Annotated in this window: 17 protein-coding genes; 12 read left to right on the forward strand and 5 right to left on the reverse strand. The window is 65.3% G+C overall.

The window, feature by feature from the left end:
* The first annotated feature begins 143 nt into the window (after nucleotides 1-143).
* From OWC48_RS02830 to OWC48_RS02840, 3 genes are all read left to right on the forward strand, one after another.
* Nucleotides 144-1,490 (forward strand): lipopolysaccharide biosynthesis protein, encoded by a 1,347-nt coding sequence (locus tag OWC48_RS02830; RefSeq protein ID WP_282518562.1) that lies wholly within the window; start codon nucleotides 144-146, stop codon nucleotides 1,488-1,490.
* A gap of 230 nt (nucleotides 1,491-1,720) precedes the next feature.
* Complete coding sequence (locus tag OWC48_RS02835; RefSeq protein ID WP_282518563.1) at nucleotides 1,721-2,893, forward strand: glycosyltransferase family 4 protein; 1,173 nt, start codon at nucleotides 1,721-1,723, stop codon at nucleotides 2,891-2,893.
* A gap of 29 nt (nucleotides 2,894-2,922) precedes the next feature.
* Nucleotides 2,923-4,458 carry a hypothetical protein gene (locus tag OWC48_RS02840; RefSeq protein ID WP_282518564.1) on the forward strand — a complete coding sequence of 512 codons (1,536 nt, stop codon included), beginning with the start codon at nucleotides 2,923-2,925 and terminating at the stop codon, nucleotides 4,456-4,458.
* Nucleotides 4,459-4,537: 79 nt separating this feature from the next.
* Here the strand turns inward: OWC48_RS02840 and OWC48_RS02845 are convergent, their stop codons facing one another.
* The 5 genes from OWC48_RS02845 to OWC48_RS02865 all read right to left on the reverse strand — a co-directional run bounded on the left by OWC48_RS02845 (nucleotide 4,538) and on the right by OWC48_RS02865 (nucleotide 10,677).
* A complete protein-coding gene (locus OWC48_RS02845; RefSeq protein WP_282518565.1) occupies nucleotides 4,538-5,485 on the reverse strand; it encodes an ABC transporter substrate-binding protein in 948 nt (315 codons plus the stop codon).
* A gap of 122 nt (nucleotides 5,486-5,607) precedes the next feature.
* The gene (locus tag OWC48_RS02850) at nucleotides 5,608-6,648 is read right to left on the reverse strand and encodes an ABC transporter permease subunit (RefSeq protein WP_282518566.1); all 1,041 of its coding nucleotides are present in this window, start codon (nucleotides 6,646-6,648) and stop codon (nucleotides 5,608-5,610) included.
* A complete protein-coding gene (locus OWC48_RS02855; RefSeq protein ID WP_282518567.1) occupies nucleotides 6,641-8,164 on the reverse strand; it encodes a sugar ABC transporter ATP-binding protein in 1,524 nt (507 codons plus the stop codon). The genes OWC48_RS02850 and OWC48_RS02855 overlap by 8 nt, the downstream gene beginning before the upstream one ends.
* A 130-nt stretch (nucleotides 8,165-8,294) precedes the next feature.
* Nucleotides 8,295-9,740, reverse strand: coding sequence for a xylulokinase (gene xylB, locus OWC48_RS02860; protein WP_282518568.1), 1,446 nt, complete (start codon nucleotides 9,738-9,740; stop codon nucleotides 8,295-8,297).
* 13 nt (nucleotides 9,741-9,753) lie between these two features.
* A complete protein-coding gene (locus OWC48_RS02865; RefSeq protein ID WP_071915418.1) occupies nucleotides 9,754-10,677 on the reverse strand; it encodes a LysR family transcriptional regulator in 924 nt (307 codons plus the stop codon).
* A gap of 108 nt (nucleotides 10,678-10,785) precedes the next feature.
* Here OWC48_RS02865 and OWC48_RS02870 point away from each other — a divergent pair, with 108 nt between their 5' ends.
* From OWC48_RS02870 to OWC48_RS02910, 9 genes are read left to right on the forward strand one after another with little or no spacing between them, the layout of a single operon-like run.
* Nucleotides 10,786-11,109 carry a Dabb family protein gene (locus tag OWC48_RS02870; protein WP_014496495.1) on the forward strand — a complete coding sequence of 108 codons (324 nt, stop codon included), beginning with the start codon at nucleotides 10,786-10,788 and terminating at the stop codon, nucleotides 11,107-11,109.
* Nucleotides 11,106-12,185, forward strand: a complete 1,080-nt coding sequence (locus OWC48_RS02875; RefSeq protein WP_282518569.1) for a maleylacetate reductase — start codon at nucleotides 11,106-11,108, stop codon at nucleotides 12,183-12,185. The genes OWC48_RS02870 and OWC48_RS02875 overlap by 4 nt, the downstream gene beginning before the upstream one ends.
* Nucleotides 12,186-12,189: 4 nt before the next feature.
* Entirely contained in the window at nucleotides 12,190-13,563 is a 1,374-nt protein-coding gene (locus OWC48_RS02880) for an amidohydrolase family protein (protein WP_282518570.1), read from the forward strand.
* Between the two features lie 21 nt (nucleotides 13,564-13,584).
* A complete protein-coding gene (locus OWC48_RS02885) occupies nucleotides 13,585-14,487 on the forward strand; it encodes an NAD(P)-dependent oxidoreductase (RefSeq protein ID WP_282518571.1) in 903 nt (300 codons plus the stop codon).
* Between the two features lie 14 nt (nucleotides 14,488-14,501).
* Nucleotides 14,502-15,386, forward strand: coding sequence for an intradiol ring-cleavage dioxygenase (locus tag OWC48_RS02890; protein ID WP_282518572.1), 885 nt, complete (start codon nucleotides 14,502-14,504; stop codon nucleotides 15,384-15,386).
* 52 nt (nucleotides 15,387-15,438) lie between these two features.
* Nucleotides 15,439-16,833 (forward strand): FAD-linked oxidase C-terminal domain-containing protein, encoded by a 1,395-nt coding sequence (locus OWC48_RS02895; protein ID WP_282518573.1) that lies wholly within the window; start codon nucleotides 15,439-15,441, stop codon nucleotides 16,831-16,833.
* Complete coding sequence (locus OWC48_RS02900; protein WP_282518574.1) at nucleotides 16,830-18,356, forward strand: sugar ABC transporter ATP-binding protein; 1,527 nt, start codon at nucleotides 16,830-16,832, stop codon at nucleotides 18,354-18,356. Before OWC48_RS02895 ends, OWC48_RS02900 begins: the two co-directional genes overlap by 4 nt.
* A complete protein-coding gene (locus tag OWC48_RS02905; RefSeq protein WP_063984397.1) occupies nucleotides 18,349-19,299 on the forward strand; it encodes an ABC transporter permease in 951 nt (316 codons plus the stop codon). Before OWC48_RS02900 ends, OWC48_RS02905 begins: the two co-directional genes overlap by 8 nt.
* Nucleotides 19,296-20,273 carry an ABC transporter permease gene (locus tag OWC48_RS02910; protein WP_282518575.1) on the forward strand — a complete coding sequence of 326 codons (978 nt, stop codon included), beginning with the start codon at nucleotides 19,296-19,298 and terminating at the stop codon, nucleotides 20,271-20,273. Before OWC48_RS02905 ends, OWC48_RS02910 begins: the two co-directional genes overlap by 4 nt.
* Nucleotides 20,274-20,275: the final 2 nt, after the last annotated feature.

Consider the following 20,275-nt stretch of genomic DNA (forward strand, 5'->3'; position numbering starts at 1 on the left):
CGCCGTGAAGCAGCGGCGCACGACCTTCGTCGACCATGGACGACGGGACCTGAAGACCGGGCATTAACACTCGCAATTTTCCGGCATGCTAGGCTCTCGCCATCCTTGCAACGCCCATCTTCGGGGAACGCTGCGCATCTTCGATGATCGATTCCATTGTTCAATTTCTGCGGCGTGACGTCACGCGCGGTGTCGTCGGGACCATCCTCCTGAAGGTTGGCAGCGGCGCGCTCGCGTTTGCGTTGTTCTCGCTCGCCGCGCGAACGATGACACCCGACGGATTCGGTATCTTTGCGACCTGGCTTTCGGTTGCCCAGATCGCCGCAGTCGTAGGACTGGTCGGTCAGGAAGCGTTGCTGGTGCGGTTCCTGAACGAATATGAGGTCGGCGACAGGCCCGACCTCACCAAGGGCCTCCTGCTCTCCAGCTTCAGGATCTCCGCCGTCGCGATGCTGATCGCGATCGCCGCAGTTGCGTTGGTTGCGCACTTCAGAGGGGATTTGTGGCTGCTGATCCTCGCCGTCTCGGCCTACACCGCCGTGAGTGCCGGATTGATGCTCGGCAGCCAGATCGCGCGCTCGCTGGTCAGCATTATCATGGGCGAAGGCAACCGCGAGTTCTTCTGGCGGGTCATCGTCGTCCTGTTTCTGCTCGCCACGCTGTTCGGGCATCGGCAGCTCGATCCCGCCGAGCTGATCGCCGCAATGACGATCGCGATGTCGGTGGGCCTCGTCGCGCAGATCATTGCGATCGTACGGGTGCTGCCGGATTTGCGCGCGACAACAGCGAGTTCCGAAGCAACGCGCTGGCGATCGAGCGCGCTGCATTTCTGGCTTGCGTCCATCCTTGAAGTCGCGAACCAGTATTTCGACGTCATTCTGGTCTACTGGATGCTGGATCCGGCGACCGCCGGCATCTACTTCGCGGCGTCACGCCTCGCCAATATCTTCGCCATGCTTTCCGCCGCGCTGTACTCGTTCGGCGCGCGCCGGCTTCCTTCGCTGTACTTCAGCAAAAATCACCGGGAATTCGAGCGGACGTTGCAGCTCATGGCGGAAGTGACCGCGCTTTGCGTGGTCGCAGGCCTCGCCCTGATCTGGGTCGGCGGCCCCTATCTCCTCAACCTGTTCGGGCCGCATTTCACCGAGCAGCACTCGGTGCTGATCGTGCTCGCGATCGGAACGGCCATTCAGGCCGCGGGCGGTCCGTCGGCGGCGATCCTGCAGTTGACCGGCCATGAACGCATCTACGTTCCCGTCGTCGCCGCAAATGTCGCATTGAGACTGGGCGGATTCCTCGTCCTGATCCCCTGGCTCGGCGTGCTTGGCGCGGCAATTGCGGCCACCGTGTCGCTGGCGCTCACGACGATCGCACTCAATGTCTTGTGTCGGCGGCGAACCGGGGTCGATCCTTCGGTTCTCGTGCTGTTGCGCTTCTCGGCGTGGCGACGCGGCCGCTATGCGGTTCGCGGCGCCGACTCCGCCGAATAGGCGTCAATCGTACGATCGGCCTGGTTGATCCGCGACGGCGCGCGCAGGTTCCGTTGGTTAACGCGCTCGCTGCGCACCATCCGGGAATCAGCAGAATTCCCGCGAGAACGCGGCAATCGGCGGCTCGCGCATTAACTCCGTTTGTTGCTAGTCGGTGTCTGCCCGATGCCTGCATGATAGGTACGGGGTTAAGAAGGTGAAGATTTCGTTTCTTTAGCGGGTCGGGATCCGTGCTCCACTACCAGCCGAACAATTTGGGCGAGACGACCGCGACAGAACTCGCGCGGCTGAACGGCAGCGAACGAAAGCTGCACGTCCTTCTCGTACAGACCCAGGCCGAGAACGCGGGCGCGCAGGAGATCTCCAGGCTTCTCGGCGCCGGCCTCTCCGCGCGCGGCCATCGCGTCTCCAACCTGTTTTTCTTCCGCAAATCGGATTCGTTCGACGAGCCGCCCGAGACGTTCTATTGCGCATCGCGCCGGCCGGGCAATCCGGTTGCGCTGCTGCGGATGCTGTGGACGCTTGGCGGACATATCAGAGCCACGCGGCCTGACGCCGTCCTGACCTTCCAGCATTTCGGCAACGTCATCGGCGCGGGCGTGACGCGCCTCGTCAGCCGCGCCCCTGTCGTCGCCAATCAGGTTTCATCCGCGCTGTCGATGAGCTGGCCCGTCCGCACGGCCGACATCGTCATGGGCAGCGTCGGCTTCTTCGACCGCATCACGCTGAACTCGAAGGACATGGAGCGCGAGTATTCGCGCTACCCGCAGGCCTACCGGTCGCGCATGGTGCATGTCCCGCACGGCTTCGAGGACAAGGCCCTCATCCTGCCGAAGAGCGCCGCACGACAGAAATTCAACCTGCCGCCGGACCGCGTCCTGCTCGGCTGCGCGGCGAGGCTGCATCCGCACAAGCGGCTCGATGCGGCGATACGCCTGCTGCCGGATGAGCCGTCGTGGCACCTTGCACTCGCCGGCCAGGGCGCCGACGAGGCACGACTGCGGCAGCTCGCGGACGAGCTGAACGTCTCGGACCGACTGCATCTGCTCGGCGAAATAGCGCCACGCCAGATCGCGGATTTTCTCGCCTGTCTCGACATATTCGTGTTTCCGACGCAGGCCGAGACCTTCGGCCTTGCCGCCGTCGAAGCCGCCAACGCCGGCGTTCCCTCGGTTGTCACCGATCTTCCCGTGCTGCGCGAGGTGCTGTCCTTCGAAGGAAAGCCCACTGCCCTCTTTGTCGATGCTTCAGATCAAGCGAAGCTGTCGGCTGCCGTCTCCAGACTTCTGACCGACCAAGCACTGAGCGACGAACTGCAACAAAACGCCAAAGGCCTGAGGCTGCGCTATTCGGTCGATGCGATGGTTGAGGAATACGTTCAAATCCTCAACCAGCTCATCTGAGCCGATGCGTTGGAATAGGTTGGCTCGACATGATCATCGAGTTTCGCTGCGAACGTGACCATGCGCGGCGGTGGATGCACCGCCAGTCGCTGTCGATCGACGGCCGGGACGTTCCGGTTCAAATCGCGTGGACCGCAACGGCGGAGCCACGGCCCGCGGGGCTCAACGCCCTGTTCGGGCTGGAGCGCGTGGTGCTGCACAAGGGCAGGCATAGCGGCGCCGACGAGCTGAAAATCGATCCCGAACGGACGCAGGCTCGCACCGGCACGGCCGACGTGATCGTCGATTTCACGAGCACCGCGCGCGATCCGAACAGCTCGGCCCGGCTGTATCTCCGCCCGTTGTTCAACGGGACTGCGGGCGAAAACGCGGCACTCGCGGCAATTCTCGCCGGCGACCTGCCCGTCATCGAGATCGTCGACGAGGTCGACGGTGCAGTGCTCGACCGCGGCCATCCCTCCGCAGAAACCGCGGCCGGTTTGAGCGGTGGGCTCGAAACGGTCATGGCGCGAACCCTGACCATGGTGGCGGCCATCCTGTCGGGACGGCCGCGTATCGTGCCGCAGCTGGCACGCCCGGCCCAAGCCGGCAACGGCCGGCCGCTGGCGGCCTACGTCGTGCGCGGCCTCGCCGTGTCGATCGCCAAGGAGATCTACCGCCTCTGCTGCTATGCCCCGCATTGGCATGTCGGATGGCGCTTCAAGGATGGCGCGGGCGTCTGGCAGACGGGAGATCTCTCCGGGCCTGGCTGGAACGTTCTTGCCGATCCCGGAAACCATTTCTACGCCGATCCCTTCCCCATCACCTGGCAGGGACGAACATTCGTCTACTTCGAAGACCTCGATCACCGGGTTGGAAAAGGCATCATTTCGGCAATCGAATTCGGCGACGCCGGCCCGGTCGGCGAGGTCGTACCCGTGCTGGAGGAGCCCTGGCACCTGTCCTATCCGTTCCTGATCGAGGACGATGGCGAGTTGTGGATGATCCCGGAGAGCTCGCTCCACGGGGACGTCGCGCTCTACAAATGCATTCGGTTTCCGGACAAATGGGAGCGGCACGCCACGCTGCTCTCAGGTCTCGAACTGGCTGATGTGACCATCACGCAGCACAACGGTCTGAACTATTTGTTCGGAGCCTGGCGAGACGGAACCGGCGGCTATTCGGATTCTCTTGCGATCTATTACGCCGAGCACCTGCTCGGCCCCTGGTTGCCCCATGCCAGCAACCCGGTCCTGATCGATCGCGCAAGCGCGCGACCCGCGGGGAATTTCGTCACCATCGATGGCAAATTGTGGCGGCCGGTGCAGGATTGCGCCGACGGATATGGCGCAGCGCTCGGCCTCGCGGAAGTGGTCGAACTGTCTCCGACGACGTTCAAGCAGGTCGTGCGCCACTCCCTCAGACCCGGACCGGCATGGCCCGGTAGAAAGCTGCACACGCTGAACCGCTGCGGCCGGCTCGAGGTGATCGACGGATCGCGTGTTCAACCCAAGACCCGCGCCTTCGCGAGCAAATTTCCATCGGTCGTCTTGTCCCCGCGAACCAGTCCCCACACCGCCTGCTAACGCGTGGCACGACGGACGGCGTGGATCACAACGCCGCCCGTCATCTCGTGTTTCGACCGCTCCCGCGGGAGGCGGCGTTCTACTGAGAACGATCCGAGGTCCAGCCCTTGTACTCGGCGACGTTGTCCCTGGTCACGAGCTTCGAGGGCAGGAGCTCGACGGTCGAGGCCGGCTTCTGGCCGTTGAGAATGCCGACACCCACCTGCACCGCACGCCGCGCCATGAAGAACGGATCCTGCGAAGCGGACGCCTGGACCTGCGGCGCCGCCGGATCCTTCAGCGCGGCCTCGATGTCGGGCGCGCCATCGACCGCGGTGATGACGATGCCGCTGCGGTTTTGCTGGCGCGCCGCGAGATCGGTGCCGATCGCCTGCGGATCGTTGATGGCGAAGATGGCGTCGATCTTGGAAAAGCGCGTCAGATAGCCCTGCGCGATGGTGAGACCGCCTTCACGCGAGCCTTTGCCGTCCTGGTCGCTGGACAATACCTTGATGCCGGGATTCTTCGAGAGAACGTTCTTGCAGCCGACGACGCGGTCGATCACGGCCGAGACCTGCGGCCCGTTCTCGATGATGACGTCGCCCTTGCCCCCTAACTTGTCAACGATGTACTGGCATGAGATTTCGCCGGCCTGCACGTTGTTCGTGGTTATGGTGGCGTCGGCGCCTTCGGCCGCGGTGTCGACCGCGACGACCACGATGCCCGCCGCCTGCGCCTTCTTGATCGCCGGCCCGATCGCCTTGGGATCGCCGGGGTTCAACAGGATCAGGTCGACGCCGGCGGCAATGAAATTGTCGATCTGGGTGACCTGCTTGCCGAGGTCGTATTCGAAGCCGACCGTCGTGATCTTCACATTGGGATTGGTCTTCCTGGCCTCGAACTCGGCGCCCTTCGACAGCGCGACGAAGAACGGGTTGCCCATCGAACCCAGCGAGACGCCGATCGATTTGAGTTCCTTGGCGAAGGATGGCGCTGTGCTTAGGGCAAGCGCCATCGCGGCGCCGGCGAGCGTGATCGTCTTCAACATTGGCTTCCTCCCTGGTCTGTATTCTTATCCGGCACGGCAGACCAGTTGCCGCAACGGAACCTCGCATCACACCATGCGCACTCAGGTGCGCGCCGAACCCTTTCAGGTTCTGGCAGAGCCTTTCACGTTCTGGCGGAGCCTTGCAGCCGGTAGCGGTCCAGCGCCACGGCGCCGATGATCACCAGGCCCTTGATGACATATTGCCAGATGTCCGAGACGCCGACGAGGATCAGGCCGTTCGACAGGACGGCGATGATCAGCGCGCCGACCAGCGTGCCCCAGATCGAGCCGATGCCGCCGACGAACGAGGTGCCGCCCAGGATCACGGCGGTGATCGCATCGAGCTCGTAGGACTGACCGAGCTGGAGACCGTTGGCCGCATAGAGCCGCGCCGCCTGCATGGCGCCGCCGAGCCCGGCGAAGAGTCCCGAGACGCCGTAAACGAAGGTCAACACGGCCCAGACCTTGATGCCGGCAAGCCGCGCCGCGCTTTCATTGCCGCCCACCGCATAGATGTGCACGCCGAGCACCGTCCGCCGTAGCACCAGCCACGAGACCAGGATCACGAGCAAGGCGATCACCGAGAGCCACGGGATCGACGCGACGCCGGGAACGAGCGTCAGCGAGCCGTTGCCGATGAAGGCATAGGGAATGGAGGGATTGAAGACGGTGGTGTCGGCGCCGAGCAGTCGCGCCAGGCCGCGTACGGCGGTGAGAGAGCCGAGCGTGACGATGAAAGGCGGCAGGCGCAGGAGCGCAATGAGGGCGCCGTTGATGACGCCGAAGCCGAGGCCCGTGAGCAGCGCGGCCGGCAGCCACAGCATCCCGAGCTCCGGCAGCTTGGAGAGCGTCAACCCGGCCATCGCGGACGCCGCCAGGATCGAGCCGACCGAGAGGTCGATGCCGCCGGTGAGGATGACGAAGGTCATGCCTGCGGCGAGCACGGTGTTCACTGCGGCCTGCTGCAACACGATGCCGAGGTTTTGTCCGGTGAAGAAACGGCCCTCCGACAGCACGTGGAAGCCGATGCAGAGGATCAGCAGCACCGGCAGCATGCCGAGCGCGCTGATCAGCACCCTCATCCGCTGGCGCCTTGTCTCTGCGGCAGCGCCGTTGGTCGTCGTCACAGCGGGCTTGGCCTCCGAAGCAGCATTGTCAGGCATCGAGATGCTCCATCCCCGTGGCAAGCGCCATAATGTCTTCCTGGTTCAACGGCGCCGTCTCGGTTCGCCTGACCTCGCCGGCGATATGCCCCGCCCGCATGACGACGACGCGGTCGCAGATGCCGATGATCTCGGGCAGATCGGACGAGATGACGAGGATCGCGGTGCCGGATTTGGCAAGATTGTCGATGATCGAATAGATCTCGGACTTGGCGCCGACATCAACGCCGCGCGTCGGCTCATCGAGGATCAGGACCTTTGGCGTGGTCGCAAGCAGGCGCGACAGCAGCACCTTCTGCTGGTTGCCGCCGGACAGCGCGCCGACGGTGACGTTGATGTCGGCGGCACGAATGCCGAGCGCCGCGAACGCCCTGTTGGCGCGGTCGCGGGCCTTGTCGCGATCGAGGATGTAACCGATCCGGGCATCCCGGCCGAGCACCGCGAGGTTGATGTTGTCCAGGCACGACATGTCCAGGAACAGGCCGAGCGCCTTGCGGTCCTCGGTCAGATAGGCGACGCCGATGTCGAGCGCCTCACCCGGCGTGCGGATGTCGACCGGGCGTCCCTCCAGCTCGAGACGGCCGGAGGTCCTGGGCGCCGCGCCAATGATGAGATGCGCAAGCTCGGTGCGACCCGCGCCGATCAGGCCGGCGAGACCGACCACCTCGCCCGCATGCACGGTCAGCGAGCAGCCCTTGACGCGCCGGCCGTCGGCCATGTCGATCGCTGCGAGCACGGGATGCCCCCGCCCCGCCTCCGGATCGTGATCCTTCTTGTAGAACGAGGAGACGTCGCGCCCGACCATCAGCCGAACGATGGTGTCGGCGCGGATGTCCTGCTTGTCGAGCGCCCCGACCAGCCGGCCGTCGCGTAGCACGGTGACGCGGTTGCCGAGCGCGTAGACCTCGTCCATGCGGTGCGAGATGTAGATGATGGCAAGCCCCTCGGCGCGAAGCTGGCGGATCAGCGCGAACAGCCGTGCGCTCTCGCCGGCCGACAACGCGGTGGTCGGCTCATCCATGATCAGGATTTTTGATCTCGCGTGCAGCGCACGCGCGATCTCCACCAGTTGCCGCTGGCCCATGGAAAGGTGCGCCACCAGCGTCGACGGCAGGAAGTCTGCGCCCAGCCGTTTCAGGATGGGGCCGACGCCCTCGCGCATGGTGCCGCGCGCCAGCAAACCTGCACGCGATAGCTCCCGGCCGAGATAGATATTCTCGGCAACACTGAGATTGGGAGCCAACGACAGCTCCTGGTAGATGATGGAGATGCCCGCCGCGCGGCCGCCGAGCGGACCTTCGATCCGCACCGGGCTTCCTTCAATGCGGATCTCGCCGCCGGGATCGGGCCTGTAGGCGCCGGACAAGATCTTCATCAAGGTCGACTTTCCGGCGCCGTTCTCACCCATCAGGGCATGAATTTCGCCGGCATAGACGGTGAGATCAACGGAACGCAGCGCCTTGATGCCAAAGAAGGATTTTGAGACCCCACGCATCTCGAGGATCGGATCGTTCATCGTGCCTCCCGACGCACAATGCGTTTCCTACCCGCGTCTCAATGATTTTGTCAGCGCGGTTCACGCATTAAACAAAAGCCCGCGGCACAGAGCAATACCGAAGACACGGGAATACAACGTCGAGGCGATGCTAGTGGCGCGGCCGATACAGTTCGCGCCACGCGGGAAGCCGCTCGGCATAGGCATCGACCAGTCTTGCGTCGGGTTCGAACGTCTCGATGCGCTGCGGCCGCGTGCACACGGCGGCGATCGCCTCACCGGTGACAGCAAGCCGCCCCAATCTCGCCGCACCGAACGCCGCGCCGGTCTCGCCTCCGGCAAAGCGATGGACCGGAACATTCAGCACGTTTGCCAGCACCGAGAGCCAGAACCGGGACCGTGAACCACCGCCAATGGCGTCGGCTTCCGTGATCGCAATGCCGGCATCCGCGAGCGCATCGCGGCAATCGGCGAGCGCGAAGGCAACGCCCTCAAGCACCGCCTGCACGATCGTCCCGCGATCGGTGCCATGGCTCAAACCATCCAGCATGCCGCGCACGGCGGGATCATCGTGCGGCGTCCGCTCACCCGCCAGATAAGGCAGGAAGCTCACAGGCGACGGCGCCTGCGGGCGCAATCCAAGCGGCGCCAGCAACTCGGCCTCGGTGGCGCCGAACAGGCGCGCGATCCAGGCCAGGCAGGAGGCGGCCGAGAGGATCGCGCCGGCCTGAATCCACATGTCGGGAATGGCGTGGCAGAACGTATGCACCGCGCGGTCCGGGTTGGCGGCGATTCTGCTGGTCGGTGCCAGCAAGGCACCCGAGGTTCCCAGAGACACGAACGCGGTTCCCGGCCGGATCGCGCCGATGCCGACGGCGCCCGCCGGATTGTCGCCGGCACCGCCCGCGATCACCGGCTGTCCGGTCATGCCCCAGCGCCGCGCCAGCTCGCCGCGCAGCGTGGTCGCGGGCGCACATCCCTCGACCAGACGCGGCATGTGATCGCGCGACAGGCCGGTCGCCGCCAGTGCTGCGTCCGACCAGTCCCGGCGCGCGGCGTCGAGCCACAGCGATCCCGATGCATCCGAGACGTCCTCGATGGCCTCGCCGCTCAGCACCAGGCGCAGATAGGCCTTCGGCAGCAGCACGAGTTTCGTCGCCGCAAAGATTTCAGGCTCGTGCGTCGCGATCCAGAGCAGTTTTGGCGCGGTGAATCCCGGCATCGCCTTGTTGCCCGTCACCGCACGCAAGGCGGGCCAGCGTCGTTCCAGGACACGACACTCGGCGGCGGAGCGGCCGTCGTTCCAGAGGATGCAGGGCCGCAAGGGTCTCCAGCTCGCATCGAGCAGCATGGCGCCATGCATCTGGCCGGACAGCCCGATGCCTTCGACGGCCGCCAACTCGCCGGCATGCGTCGCCTTGAGGGCATCCAGTGTGGCAAAGGCCGCATCGATCCACTGTGCGGGGTCCTGCTCGTAATAGCCTGATTGCGGCGAGGCGGTCGCGAGCGGCCGGCTCTCGCTCGCAATCACGCGCTGGGCACCGTCGACGAGAACGGTCTTGACCGCCGAGGTGCCGAGATCGATGCCGAGATACATGGCTGCTACCCGCTCACTTGGTCGCGTCCATCCAGATGCCCGGCTCCGAATGCTCGCGGATGTGGGTGACGAGGAAGTCGGAAAAAGCCCTGATCTTGGCGGGCAGCCCGGCACGGTTCTGGTAGGCGATGTTCATGGTGAGCAGCGGCAGCTCCCAATCCACCAGCACCGGGACGAGACGGCCCGCCGCGATGTCGCTTTGAACGATATAGAGCGGCTGGATGAGGATGCCGAGCCCTGCCAGCGCCGCACCGCGAATGACCTGGCCGTCATTGCTGTCGAGCGTCGGCGTGATGCGGACGGTCTGCGCGCCATGGCTCTTGCGCAGGCGCAGCGAATAGGGATCGTTCGCGAGATTGTAGACCAGCATGTTGTGGCGCGCGAGATCGGCGGGCTGCTCCGGCTCGCCGGCGCTTGCGAGATAGGAAGGCGCGGCGGCAAGCACGCGCCGCATCTGGCCGATGCGGCGGACGATGATGTTCGAATCCGGCTCCTGCTCGCGCGTCCGGATCGCCACGTCGATGCCAGCCTCGATGAAATCGGGATAGCGGTTGGCGGTCGTGATCTGCATGTTGAGCTTCGGATAGCGCGCGCGGAAGGAAGGCAGCATCGGCGCCAGATAGATCACCGCGAAAGACAGCGAGCTCGTGACCCGCAGCGTGCCCTGCGGCGACAGCGCGCGATCGCTGACGATGTCCTCGGCCTCCGCCAGTTCGCTCAGCACCCGGCTGGAGCGCTCCAGCAGCTCCTGCCCCGCCTCCGTCAACCACAGCCGGCGTGTATTGCGTTCGATCAGCCTGACCGCAAGGCGCTCTTCGAGCGCGCTGAGATGGCGGCTCGCCGCCGCATTCGACATGCGCAAGGCCTCGGCGGCTTTTGACAGGCTGCCGAGCTCGGCCGTCTTGGAGAACACCTCCAATTGCAGCAGGCGATCCATTTTTCCACTTTTAGAAAAAGAGACTTACAAATATTGACCTTTATTTCCACATCCCGCAAGTCAAAATGGCCAGAACACAAGCAAGATAGCAGGCGAGGAAACTGGGAAATGTCGGGCCCGATCAGGCACATCGTGATGTGGCGGCTGCGCGGGGAGACGCCCGCGGAGCGTTCCGCGGCCCGTTCCAAGGTCAAGACCCTGTTCGAGGGCCTGCGCGGCCGGATCGACGGCCTCACCCACATCGAGGTCGGCGTTGACGTCAGCGATGTCGACTACGCCTGCGACGTGGTGCTGTTCTCCGAATTCACCGACCAGGCCGCACTCGCCGCCTATGCCACCCACCCGGAACATTTGCGCGTCCGCGAGGCGCTGGGCGACTTGCGGATCGGACGCTTCCAGGTCGATTATCCCATCAAAGAGACCGGCGCATGATCGGTTCGTTCACCTTTGAAAACCTGCCCTGCCGCGTCGTATTCGGCAGCGGAACGCTGGCCTCGGCCAAAGCCGAGATCGAGCGGCTCGGCGGCAAGCGCGCGCTGGTGCTGACGACGCCCCAGCAGGAGGCGCAAGGCAAGAGATTAGGCGCAGCGCTCGGCCCGCTCTATGCCGGCATCTTTCCCGGCGCCACGATGCATACGCCGGTCGAGGTCACCGAGCGCGCGCTCGCGGCGATGAAAGCATGCGAGGCCGACTGCGTCGTTTCACTCGGCGGCGGCTCGACCACCGGCCTCGGCAAGGCGCTGGCCTTGCGCACCGGAATCAACCAGCTCTGCATTCCCACCACCTATGCCGGATCGGAAATGACGCCGATCGTCGGCCAGACCGAGAACGGCCTGAAGACCACGGTGCGCGACGCAGCCGTGCTGCCGGAGACCGTGATCTACGATGTCGACCTCACCCTGACGCTGCCGGCGAGCCTCGCTGCGACATCCGGCATCAACGCGATCGCGCATGCCGTTGAAGCGCTCTATGCCCGCGACACCAATCCCGTGACGTCGCTGATGGCGGAGGAAGGCATCCGCGCGATCGCGCGCGCCCTCCCCGCCATTGCGGCCAAAAGCGATGACCGCGAGGCTCGCACCGAAGCACTCTATGGCGCCTGGCTCTGCGGCGTCTGCCTCGGCACGGTCGGCATGGCGCTGCATCACAAGCTCTGCCACACGCTCGGCGGCACCTTCGATCTGCCGCATGCCGAAACCCACACCATCGTGCTGCCGCATGCGCTGGCCTACAACGCACCGGCGGTGCCCGATGCGATGGCGCGGATATCGCGCGCGATCGGCGCGGCCGATGCGTCCCAGGGGCTCTACGAGCTCGCGAAGCGGCTGGGTGCGAAGCTGGCGTTGCGCGACATCGGCATGCCCGAAAGCGGCATCGACAAGGCGGCCGATCTCGCCGTCACCAACGCCTACTGGAACCCGCGCCCGCTCGAGCGCAATGCCATCCGCGAGCTGATCGCTCGCGCCTGGGCCGGCGAGCCGCCTGTTACCATCAAAGCGGCGGCCTGAAGCGATGCGGCGCACGCTGATCAAATCCGCTGTCATCATCAGCATGGATGACGCGATTGGCGACCTCAACACCGGCGATGTGCTGGTCGAGGGCAGCCGCATCGTCGACGTGCGTCCATCGATCGACCTCGGCAGCGGCGCTTCCGAAACCGAGATCGTGGACGGCACCGGGCGCATCGTCATCCCCGGCCTCATCAACGCGCACATGCACACCTGGCAAACCGCGTTGCGCGGCTATGCCGCCAACTGGACGCTGCTGGAATATTTCCGTCGCATGCATGCCGGGCTCGCGACCGTGTTCCGGCCCGACGACATCCACATTGCGACCCTCGTCGGTGCGTTGAACCAGATCAATTGCGGCACCACCACGCTGGTCGACTGGTGCCACAACAATCCGACGCCTGATCATACCGATGCCGCCGTGCGTGGCCTGATCGAGAGCGGCATCCGCGCCGCCTTCTTCCACGGCTCGCCCAAGCCAGAGCCGAAGCCCGGCGAGCCGCATTTCTCCGAGATTCCGCATCCGCGCCGCGAAGTCGAGCGGCTGCTGGCCGGTCCCCTCGCCGACCGCGATGGCCTCGTCACGCTCGGGCTTGCGATTCTGGGTCCGCATTATTCGACGCTCGACGTCGCCATGCACGATTTCCGCCTCGCGCGCGAACTCAACCTGATCGCATCCATGCATCAGGGCGGCGGCCCGGCCAAGACGCCCGGCGGCTGGGAGAAGCTGATCGAAGCCGGCCTCGTCGGCGCCGGCACCAACATCGTCCATGGCAACGACCTGCCCGACGATCTCCTCGACAAGATGGTCGGCCTCGGCGTGTCCTTCTCGGTGACGCCGGAGAATGAGATGATCCAGGGCCACGGTTTTCCGATCACCGGACGGCTGCTCAAGCGCGGCGTTCGCCCGACCATCGGGACCGACCTGGAATCCGTGCTGGCCGGCGATCTCTTCTCCGTCGCCCGCGTCGCGTTGTCGATGCAGCGGGCGCTCGACAATGCGGAGTCGCGTCAAGTGAACGGCACCATTCCGGCGACGACCACGATCCCCGTCCGCGAGGCGCTGCGCTGGATCACGACCGAAGGCGCCCGCATGCTCGGCCGCGAGGGCCAGATCGGCTCGCTGACACCGGGCAAGCTCGCCGACCTCGTCGTCATCAACGCATCCGATCTCAACCTTGTCCCGGTGCACGATCCCGTCGCGACCGTCGTGATGCAGACGAGCCTCGCCAATATCGAGGCCGTCATGATCGGCGGCGCCTGGAAGAAGCGGGACGGCCGGCTTTTGGTTGACGGGCTGGACGCGAAGAAAGAGTTGCTGGCCCAATCTGGCCGGCGGCTGGTGCAGGATATCGAACGACAGGGACTCCCCGCCTGAAGGCGCCAATGGATGAGATCAATGACCGACGCTTCAAGGAATGTCGCTTTCATCGGGATCGGCAAGATGGGCCTGCCGATGTCGGCGCTCGTCGCCAAGGCCGGCTACGCCGTGACCGCATTCGATCAGAGCGCCGCCCGGATCAACGAGGCGCGTGCGCAAGGCATTTCGATCGCCGCTTCGCCGGCGCAGGCCGTGAGCGGCAAGGCCGCAATTATCACATCCCTGCCCGATGACGCCGCCTTGCGCGGTGCGTTGCTCGGCCCCGCTGGCCTGATCGCCGCAATGGCTGCTGGATCTGTTCTGATCGAGACCAGCACCGTGAGCGTCGAGGCCTCCACCGAAGTTGCGGCCGCGGCTCAAGCCCGTGGCATCGCCTATCTGCGTTCGCCGGTCTCCGGCAATGCCAGCATCGTTTATACCGGTGCCCTGACCTGCTTCGTCTCCGGGCCGAAGGATGCCTTCGAGAACGCAAAGCCGCTGTTCGCCGCCTTCACCCGCGCCCAGACCTATCTCGGGCCGGCCGAGGAAGCGCGCTACGCAAAGCTCTCGGTCAATCTGATGATCGCGGTGTCAGCCGCGATGATGGCCGAGAGCCTTGCGCTGGCGCGCAAGGGCGGCATCGCCTGGCAGGACATTTTGAAGGTGCTCGATGATAGCGCGGTGGCCTCGCCAATGGTGAAGTACAAGACCGCGCCGCTGCGTACGCGCGATTTCGAGTCCACCTTCTCCTGCAAGCAGATGGCCAAGGATCTCGATCTCATCCTCGGCGCAGGCCACGCCGTCGGCGTGCCGCTGCAACTCGCAGCGCAGGTGCGCGAGACCTATGGCTCGCTGGTCGCGCAGGGCGACGGCGACACCGACTTCATCGCGACCGTCAAGCACCTGGAACGTCTGTCCGGGCTTGGCGAACCCAAGCTCTGATCGCGGAGACACCTATGCGTAACTTCAACGAGACCACGATCACGGACGCGGTGCTGGAGCGGATCAAGGACGCGACCGATCCGCGCATCAAACAGGTCAGCGAGGCGCTGGTACGCCACCTGCATGCCTTCGTCCGCGAGATCCGTCCGACCCAGAAGGAATGGGAATACGGCATCGACTTCCTGACCCGCACCGGGCACATGTGCGACGACAAGCGCCAGGAATTTATCCTGCTGTCCGACACGCTCGGCGTCTCCATGCTGGTCGACGCGATCAACCATCCGGTGCCGGAAGGGGCGACCGAGACGACGGTGCTCGGCCCCTTCTTCGTCCAGGCCGCGCCGGAGAAGGACAGCGGCGCCGATATCTCCGGCCCGATGGAAGGCGATCCGATGCTGGTCACCGGCTCGGTCTCGACCGTCGACGGACAACCGCTTGCCGGGGCCATCGTGGATGTCTGGCATTCCGACGACGACGGCTATTACGACGTGCAGCAGCTCGACGACATCGGCGATCTCGCGATGCGCGCGCGCTTCCATACCGACGCCAACGGCCGTTTCCATTTCTGGTCGATCAAGCCGGCGGCGTATCCGATCCCGCATGACGGCCCGGTCGGCGAGATGCTGGAGGTGCAGGGCCGCCATCCCTGGCGTCCCGCGCATGTCCATTTCATGATCTCCGCGCCCGGTTTCGAGCAGCTCGTGACCCATGTCTTCGTCGCTGGCGACAAATATCTCGACAGCGACGTGGTGTTCGGCGTCAAGGACAGCCTGATCCGCGAATTCACTGGCCATCCTGCCGGCCGTGCGCCCGATGGTCGCATGGTGGAGCGCGACTATTTCCACCTCAATTACGATTTCGGCCTGAAGCAGGTCGCGAGCAACGCAAGGGCCGCCTAGGCTAAACGAAGGACCAACAAGAGTCCGACAAGGGAGCAGACGGGAGCTAGGGATGGGACCGCGGGTCAGCACGAGCATATTGGCCGATCGCCTCACCGGCATGATCGGCCCGCGCGCGAGCGTTGCGCGCGGCGTGCTCGATCAGCACGGGCAGAGCGAATCGCATTATCGCAATTTGCCGCCCGACATCGTCGTCTTCCCTGAAACCACGCAGGAAGTCGCGGAGATCGTGAAGCTCTGCGCCAGCGCTAGTATGCCGCTCGTTCCGTTCGGCGCGGGCACCTCGCTCGAAGGCAATGCGGCCGCGGTCGCCGGCGGCGTCTGCTTCGACTTCGCCCGGATGAACAAAGTGCTGACAGTGCACGACAGCGACATGGATGTCGTGGTGCAGCCCGGCATTACGCGAAAGCAGCTCAATGCGGAGCTGCGCGGCACCGGACTTTTCTTCCCGATCGACCCCGGCGCCGACGCCTCGATCGGCGGCATGACGTCCACGCGTGCCTCCGGCACCATGGCGGTGCGCTACGGCACCATGAAGGACAACGTCATGGCGTTGGAGGTGGTACTGGCCGACGGGCGCGTGATCCGCACCGCCAGGCGCGCGCGCAAGTCGGCCGCCGGTTACGACCTGACGCGGATGTTCGTCGGCGCCGAAGGCACGCTCGGCGTCATCACCGAGGTCACATTGAAGGTGCATCCCGTGCCGCAGGCGATCTCGGCCGCGGTCTGCAGCTTCGACACCCTGCACGATGCTGTCGACACTGCGATCTCCGTGATCCAGTCTGCGATCCCCGTCGCCCGCATCGAGCTGCTCGACGACGTCATGATGCGCGGCATCAACGCCTACGCCAAGCTCGGCTATCGCGAAGCCCCGACCCTGTTCTTCGAATTCCACGGCTCCGAGAGCTCCGTCGCCGAGCAGGCCGAAGCCGCGCAGGCGATCGCCGCCGACCATGGCGGCCATGGTTTTGCCTGGGCCAAGGCGCAAGAAGACCGCAGCCGGCTCTGGCACGCCCGCGACAACACGCTTTATGCGGGCCTGGGCTTGCGGCCCGGCGCACGCGCCGTGATCACCGATGTCTGCGTGCCGATCTCTCGGCTGGCCGAATGCCTGACCGAGACGCGGCGCGACGCGGACGAGCACGGTTTTACCGCCCCGATCGTCGGCCATGTCGGCGACGGCAATTTCCATATGCTGATCCTGATCGACCCGGCCAAGCCGGATGAGGCCAATGGCGCCAAAGCGCTGCAGGCCCGCATGGTCGCCCGCGCCATCGCCATGGACGGCACCTGCACCGGCGAGCACGGCATCGGGCTCGGCAAGATCGAATATCTCACCGATGAGCTCGGCGAGGCCGTCGACGTGATGCGATCGATCAAGACCGCGCTCGATCCTGATGGACTGATGAATCCCGGAAAGATCTTTGCGAGCGGAGTGCACGCATGAGCAGCGCCGCATTGGCCATCGAGCCCGCCTCACCCACGCCGCTGCTGGAGCTGCGCGGCATCAGCAAGGAGTTTCCCGGCGTCAAGGCGCTGGATGATGTGTCCTTTGCCGTCTTCCCCGGCGAAGTCCACATGCTGCTCGGCGAGAACGGCGCCGGCAAGTCGAGCCTGATGAAGGTGCTGTGCGGCGCCTACCGCGCCGATGCCGGCGAGTTCTACTACAAGGGCGACAAGGTCGCGATCTCTTCGACCGCGGATGCGCAGAAGCTCGGCATCGCCGTGATCTTCCAGGAATTCTCGCTGGTCCCCCATCTCGATATCGCCCAGAACATCTTCCTCGGCCGCGAGCCGAAGGGCCGCATTCCCGGCACCATCGACCGCCGCAAGATCCTGGCCGACGCCAGGCGCGTGCTCGGCACGATCGGGTTCGAGATCGACCCCTCCACCACCGTCGACAAGTTGGGGGTGGCGCAGCAGCAGATGGTCGAGATCGCCAAGGCGATCAGCCAGAACGCGCGCATCCTGGTCATGGACGAGCCGACGGCGGCGCTGTCCGACCGCGAGACCGAGCTGCTGTTCGCCCTGATCGCGCGGCTGAAGGCCGACGGCGTGTCGATCGTCTATATCTCGCATCGCATGGCCGAGGTGTTCGCACTCGGCGATCGCATCACGGTGATGCGCGACGGCCGCCGCATCGACGGCGTTCGCCCGCCCGACGTCACGCCGGACCAGCTCGTCCGCATGATGGTCGGCCGCAACGTGGACATGACCTATCCGCGCAACTTCGCCGACCAGCCCGGCGAGCTGTTGCTCGAGGTCAAGGGCTTGAGCTCGTCGACCGGCATCTCCGATATCAACATCGAGGTGCGCCGGGGCGAGATCGTCGGCCTGTGCGGCCTGGTCGGCTCCGGCCGCAGCGAGGTCGCCCGCGCCATCTTCGGCGCCGATGCCGTGACGTCAGGCGAGATCATTTTCGACGGCAAGGCTATCTCAGGCGAGCCTGACCTTGCCGCCCGCCGCGGCATCGCGCTGATCCCGGAGAGCCGCAAGAGCGAGGGCCTCGCGCTACTGCGCTCGGTGAGCGACAATCTGGTGGTGTCGGCGCTGCGAAAACTGTTCCCGAGCGGCCTGTTCGACCAACGCAGCGCGCAGCGCACCTCCGATGGCCTGATCCGGCAGTTGCGCATTGCCACACCAAGCGCGCGCCAGACCGTCGGCCTGCTCTCGGGCGGCAACCAGCAGAAGGTCGTGATCGGCAAGTGGCTGGCGGCCGGCTCAAAGCTCTTCATCTTCGACGAGCCGACGCGCGGCATCGACATCGGCGCCAAGTCCGAGATCTTTGCGCTGATCGACCGGCTGGTCGCCGAAGGCGCGGCGGCCTTGATGATCTCGTCCGAGCAGGTCGAGATCTGCCATGTCTGCGACCGCGCCTATGTGATGCGCGAGGGTCGCATCGCCGGACACCTGACCCGCAGCGAACTGACCGAGGAGAACATCGTGCGACTGGGGATGCATCATGCGTGAAGCCGCGGTCGTCTCACAACCCAATCCGCTGCAGCGCATTCCCGGCGTTGCGATCGTCTTGGTGCTCCTGATCGCGCTGTTCAGCGCGATCGCGCCCGGCTTCCTCTCGGTCGCCAACCTCTCCAATGTGCTGGTGCAGTCGACCATCCTGACCATGCTGGCGCTACCGATGACCTTGATCATCATGACCGAGGGGCTGGATTTGTCGATGGGCGCGGTGCTGACGCTGACCTCGCTCTGCGTCGCCATCGTGTCGCTTGCGACCAAGTCGATGCTGCTGGGCCTCGGCGCCGGGCTTCTCGTCGGCGCGGCCTTCGGCTTCGCCAACGGCTGGCTGGTCGCCATCGTCGGCATTCCGCCCTTCGTCGCGACGTTGGGCACGCTCGGCATGGCGCAGGGCCTGTCGCTGATCGTCAGCGACGGCCAGAGCGTGGTCGGTATCCCCCACAGCGTGCGCGACATCTATTCGGCGACGCTTCTGGGCGTGCCAGTGCCCATCGTGATGGCGCTGGTGACCTATGCGGCCTTCCACGGACTGCTCTACCACACCCGCTTTGGCACCTACATCTTCGCGCTCGGCGGCAACCGCGAGGCGCTGCGCTATGCCGGCCTCTCGCCGAACAAGCTGCTGATCGCGGTCTATGCGATCGGCGGCGCCATGGCCGGTATCGCGGGCCTGCTGATGACCGCGCGGATGAATTCCGGCCACCCGACTGCGGGCCTCGGTCTCGAATTCGACGCCATCGCCGCTGTCGCGGTCGGCGGCACCTCGTTCGAGCGCGGCAATGGCTGGCTGCTTGGCACGTTGCTCGGCGTGATCGCGGTCGGCGTGCTGCGCAATGGGCTCAACCTGATCTCGATGCCCTCCTCGGTGCAGGTCGCAAGCGTCGGCGTCCTCGTCATCGTCGCTCTGTTCCTCGACGGCCTCAGGAGCCGCGCATGACCGACATCTCCAAAGAGGCGATGATGCCGTCCCGCTCATTCCTGTCGCAGGACGCGATCCAGGTGTTTTACCGCCTGCTCGCAGCGCTGCTGATCTGCGCGGTGCTCGCCGTGCTCAGCGATTCCTTCCTGAGCCTCGGCAATATCCTCAACGTGCTCCGACAAGCGAGCCTGACCTTCTTCATTGCGTCGGGACTGACGCTGGTGGTGCTCACCGCCGGTCTGGATCTCTCCGTCGGCGCCAATGTCGCGCTGTCCGCCTGTATCGCCGGCACCGTGATCCACAAGACCGGTTCGCCGGCGCTCGGCATCCTCACCGGGCTCGCCTGCGGCGGCATCGTTGGTCTGCTCAACGGCATCATGGTCACCGCGCTGCGCATCCCCTCTTTCATCGCCACCTATGGCATGCTCTGGGTGCTGAACGGCCTCACCTACTGGTACATGGCGGGCGAAACCCTGCACGGTTTCCCGGCAGGATTCCGCCAGATCGGCAGCGGCTATCTGTTCGGCCTGCCTATCCCGGTCTATCTACTGCTGGTGTTCCTCGGGATCGGGACGCTGTTTGCGCAACGCACGATCTGGGGCCAGGAGATCTATGCGATCGGCGCCAATCCGGTCGCCGCCCGCCTCTCCGGCATTCCGGTCGCGCGGCGATTGCTGCTGGTCTATGCGGTATCAGGCACCATGGCAGGGCTGGCCTCGATCATCTTCCTGTCGCGCCTCAATTCGGCCGAAGCCGACATCGGCGAAAGCCTGACGCTGCCGGCGATCGCGGCCGTGCTGATCGGCGGCACCTCGCTGTTCGGAGGTGTCGGCACCGTGTTCGGCACCTTCATCGGCGCGCTGATCCTGACGCTGGTGCTGAACGGCATGAACCTGTTGTCGGTCAGCGCCAACTGGCAGCCGCTCGTCACCGGCATCATCGTCATTCTCGCGGTCTGGCTCGACATGAAGACCCGCCGCCGCGCGCAATGAGC

The organism is Bradyrhizobium sp. Arg816, from assembly GCF_029989365.1.
GTDB lineage: Bacteria > Pseudomonadota > Alphaproteobacteria > Rhizobiales > Xanthobacteraceae > Bradyrhizobium.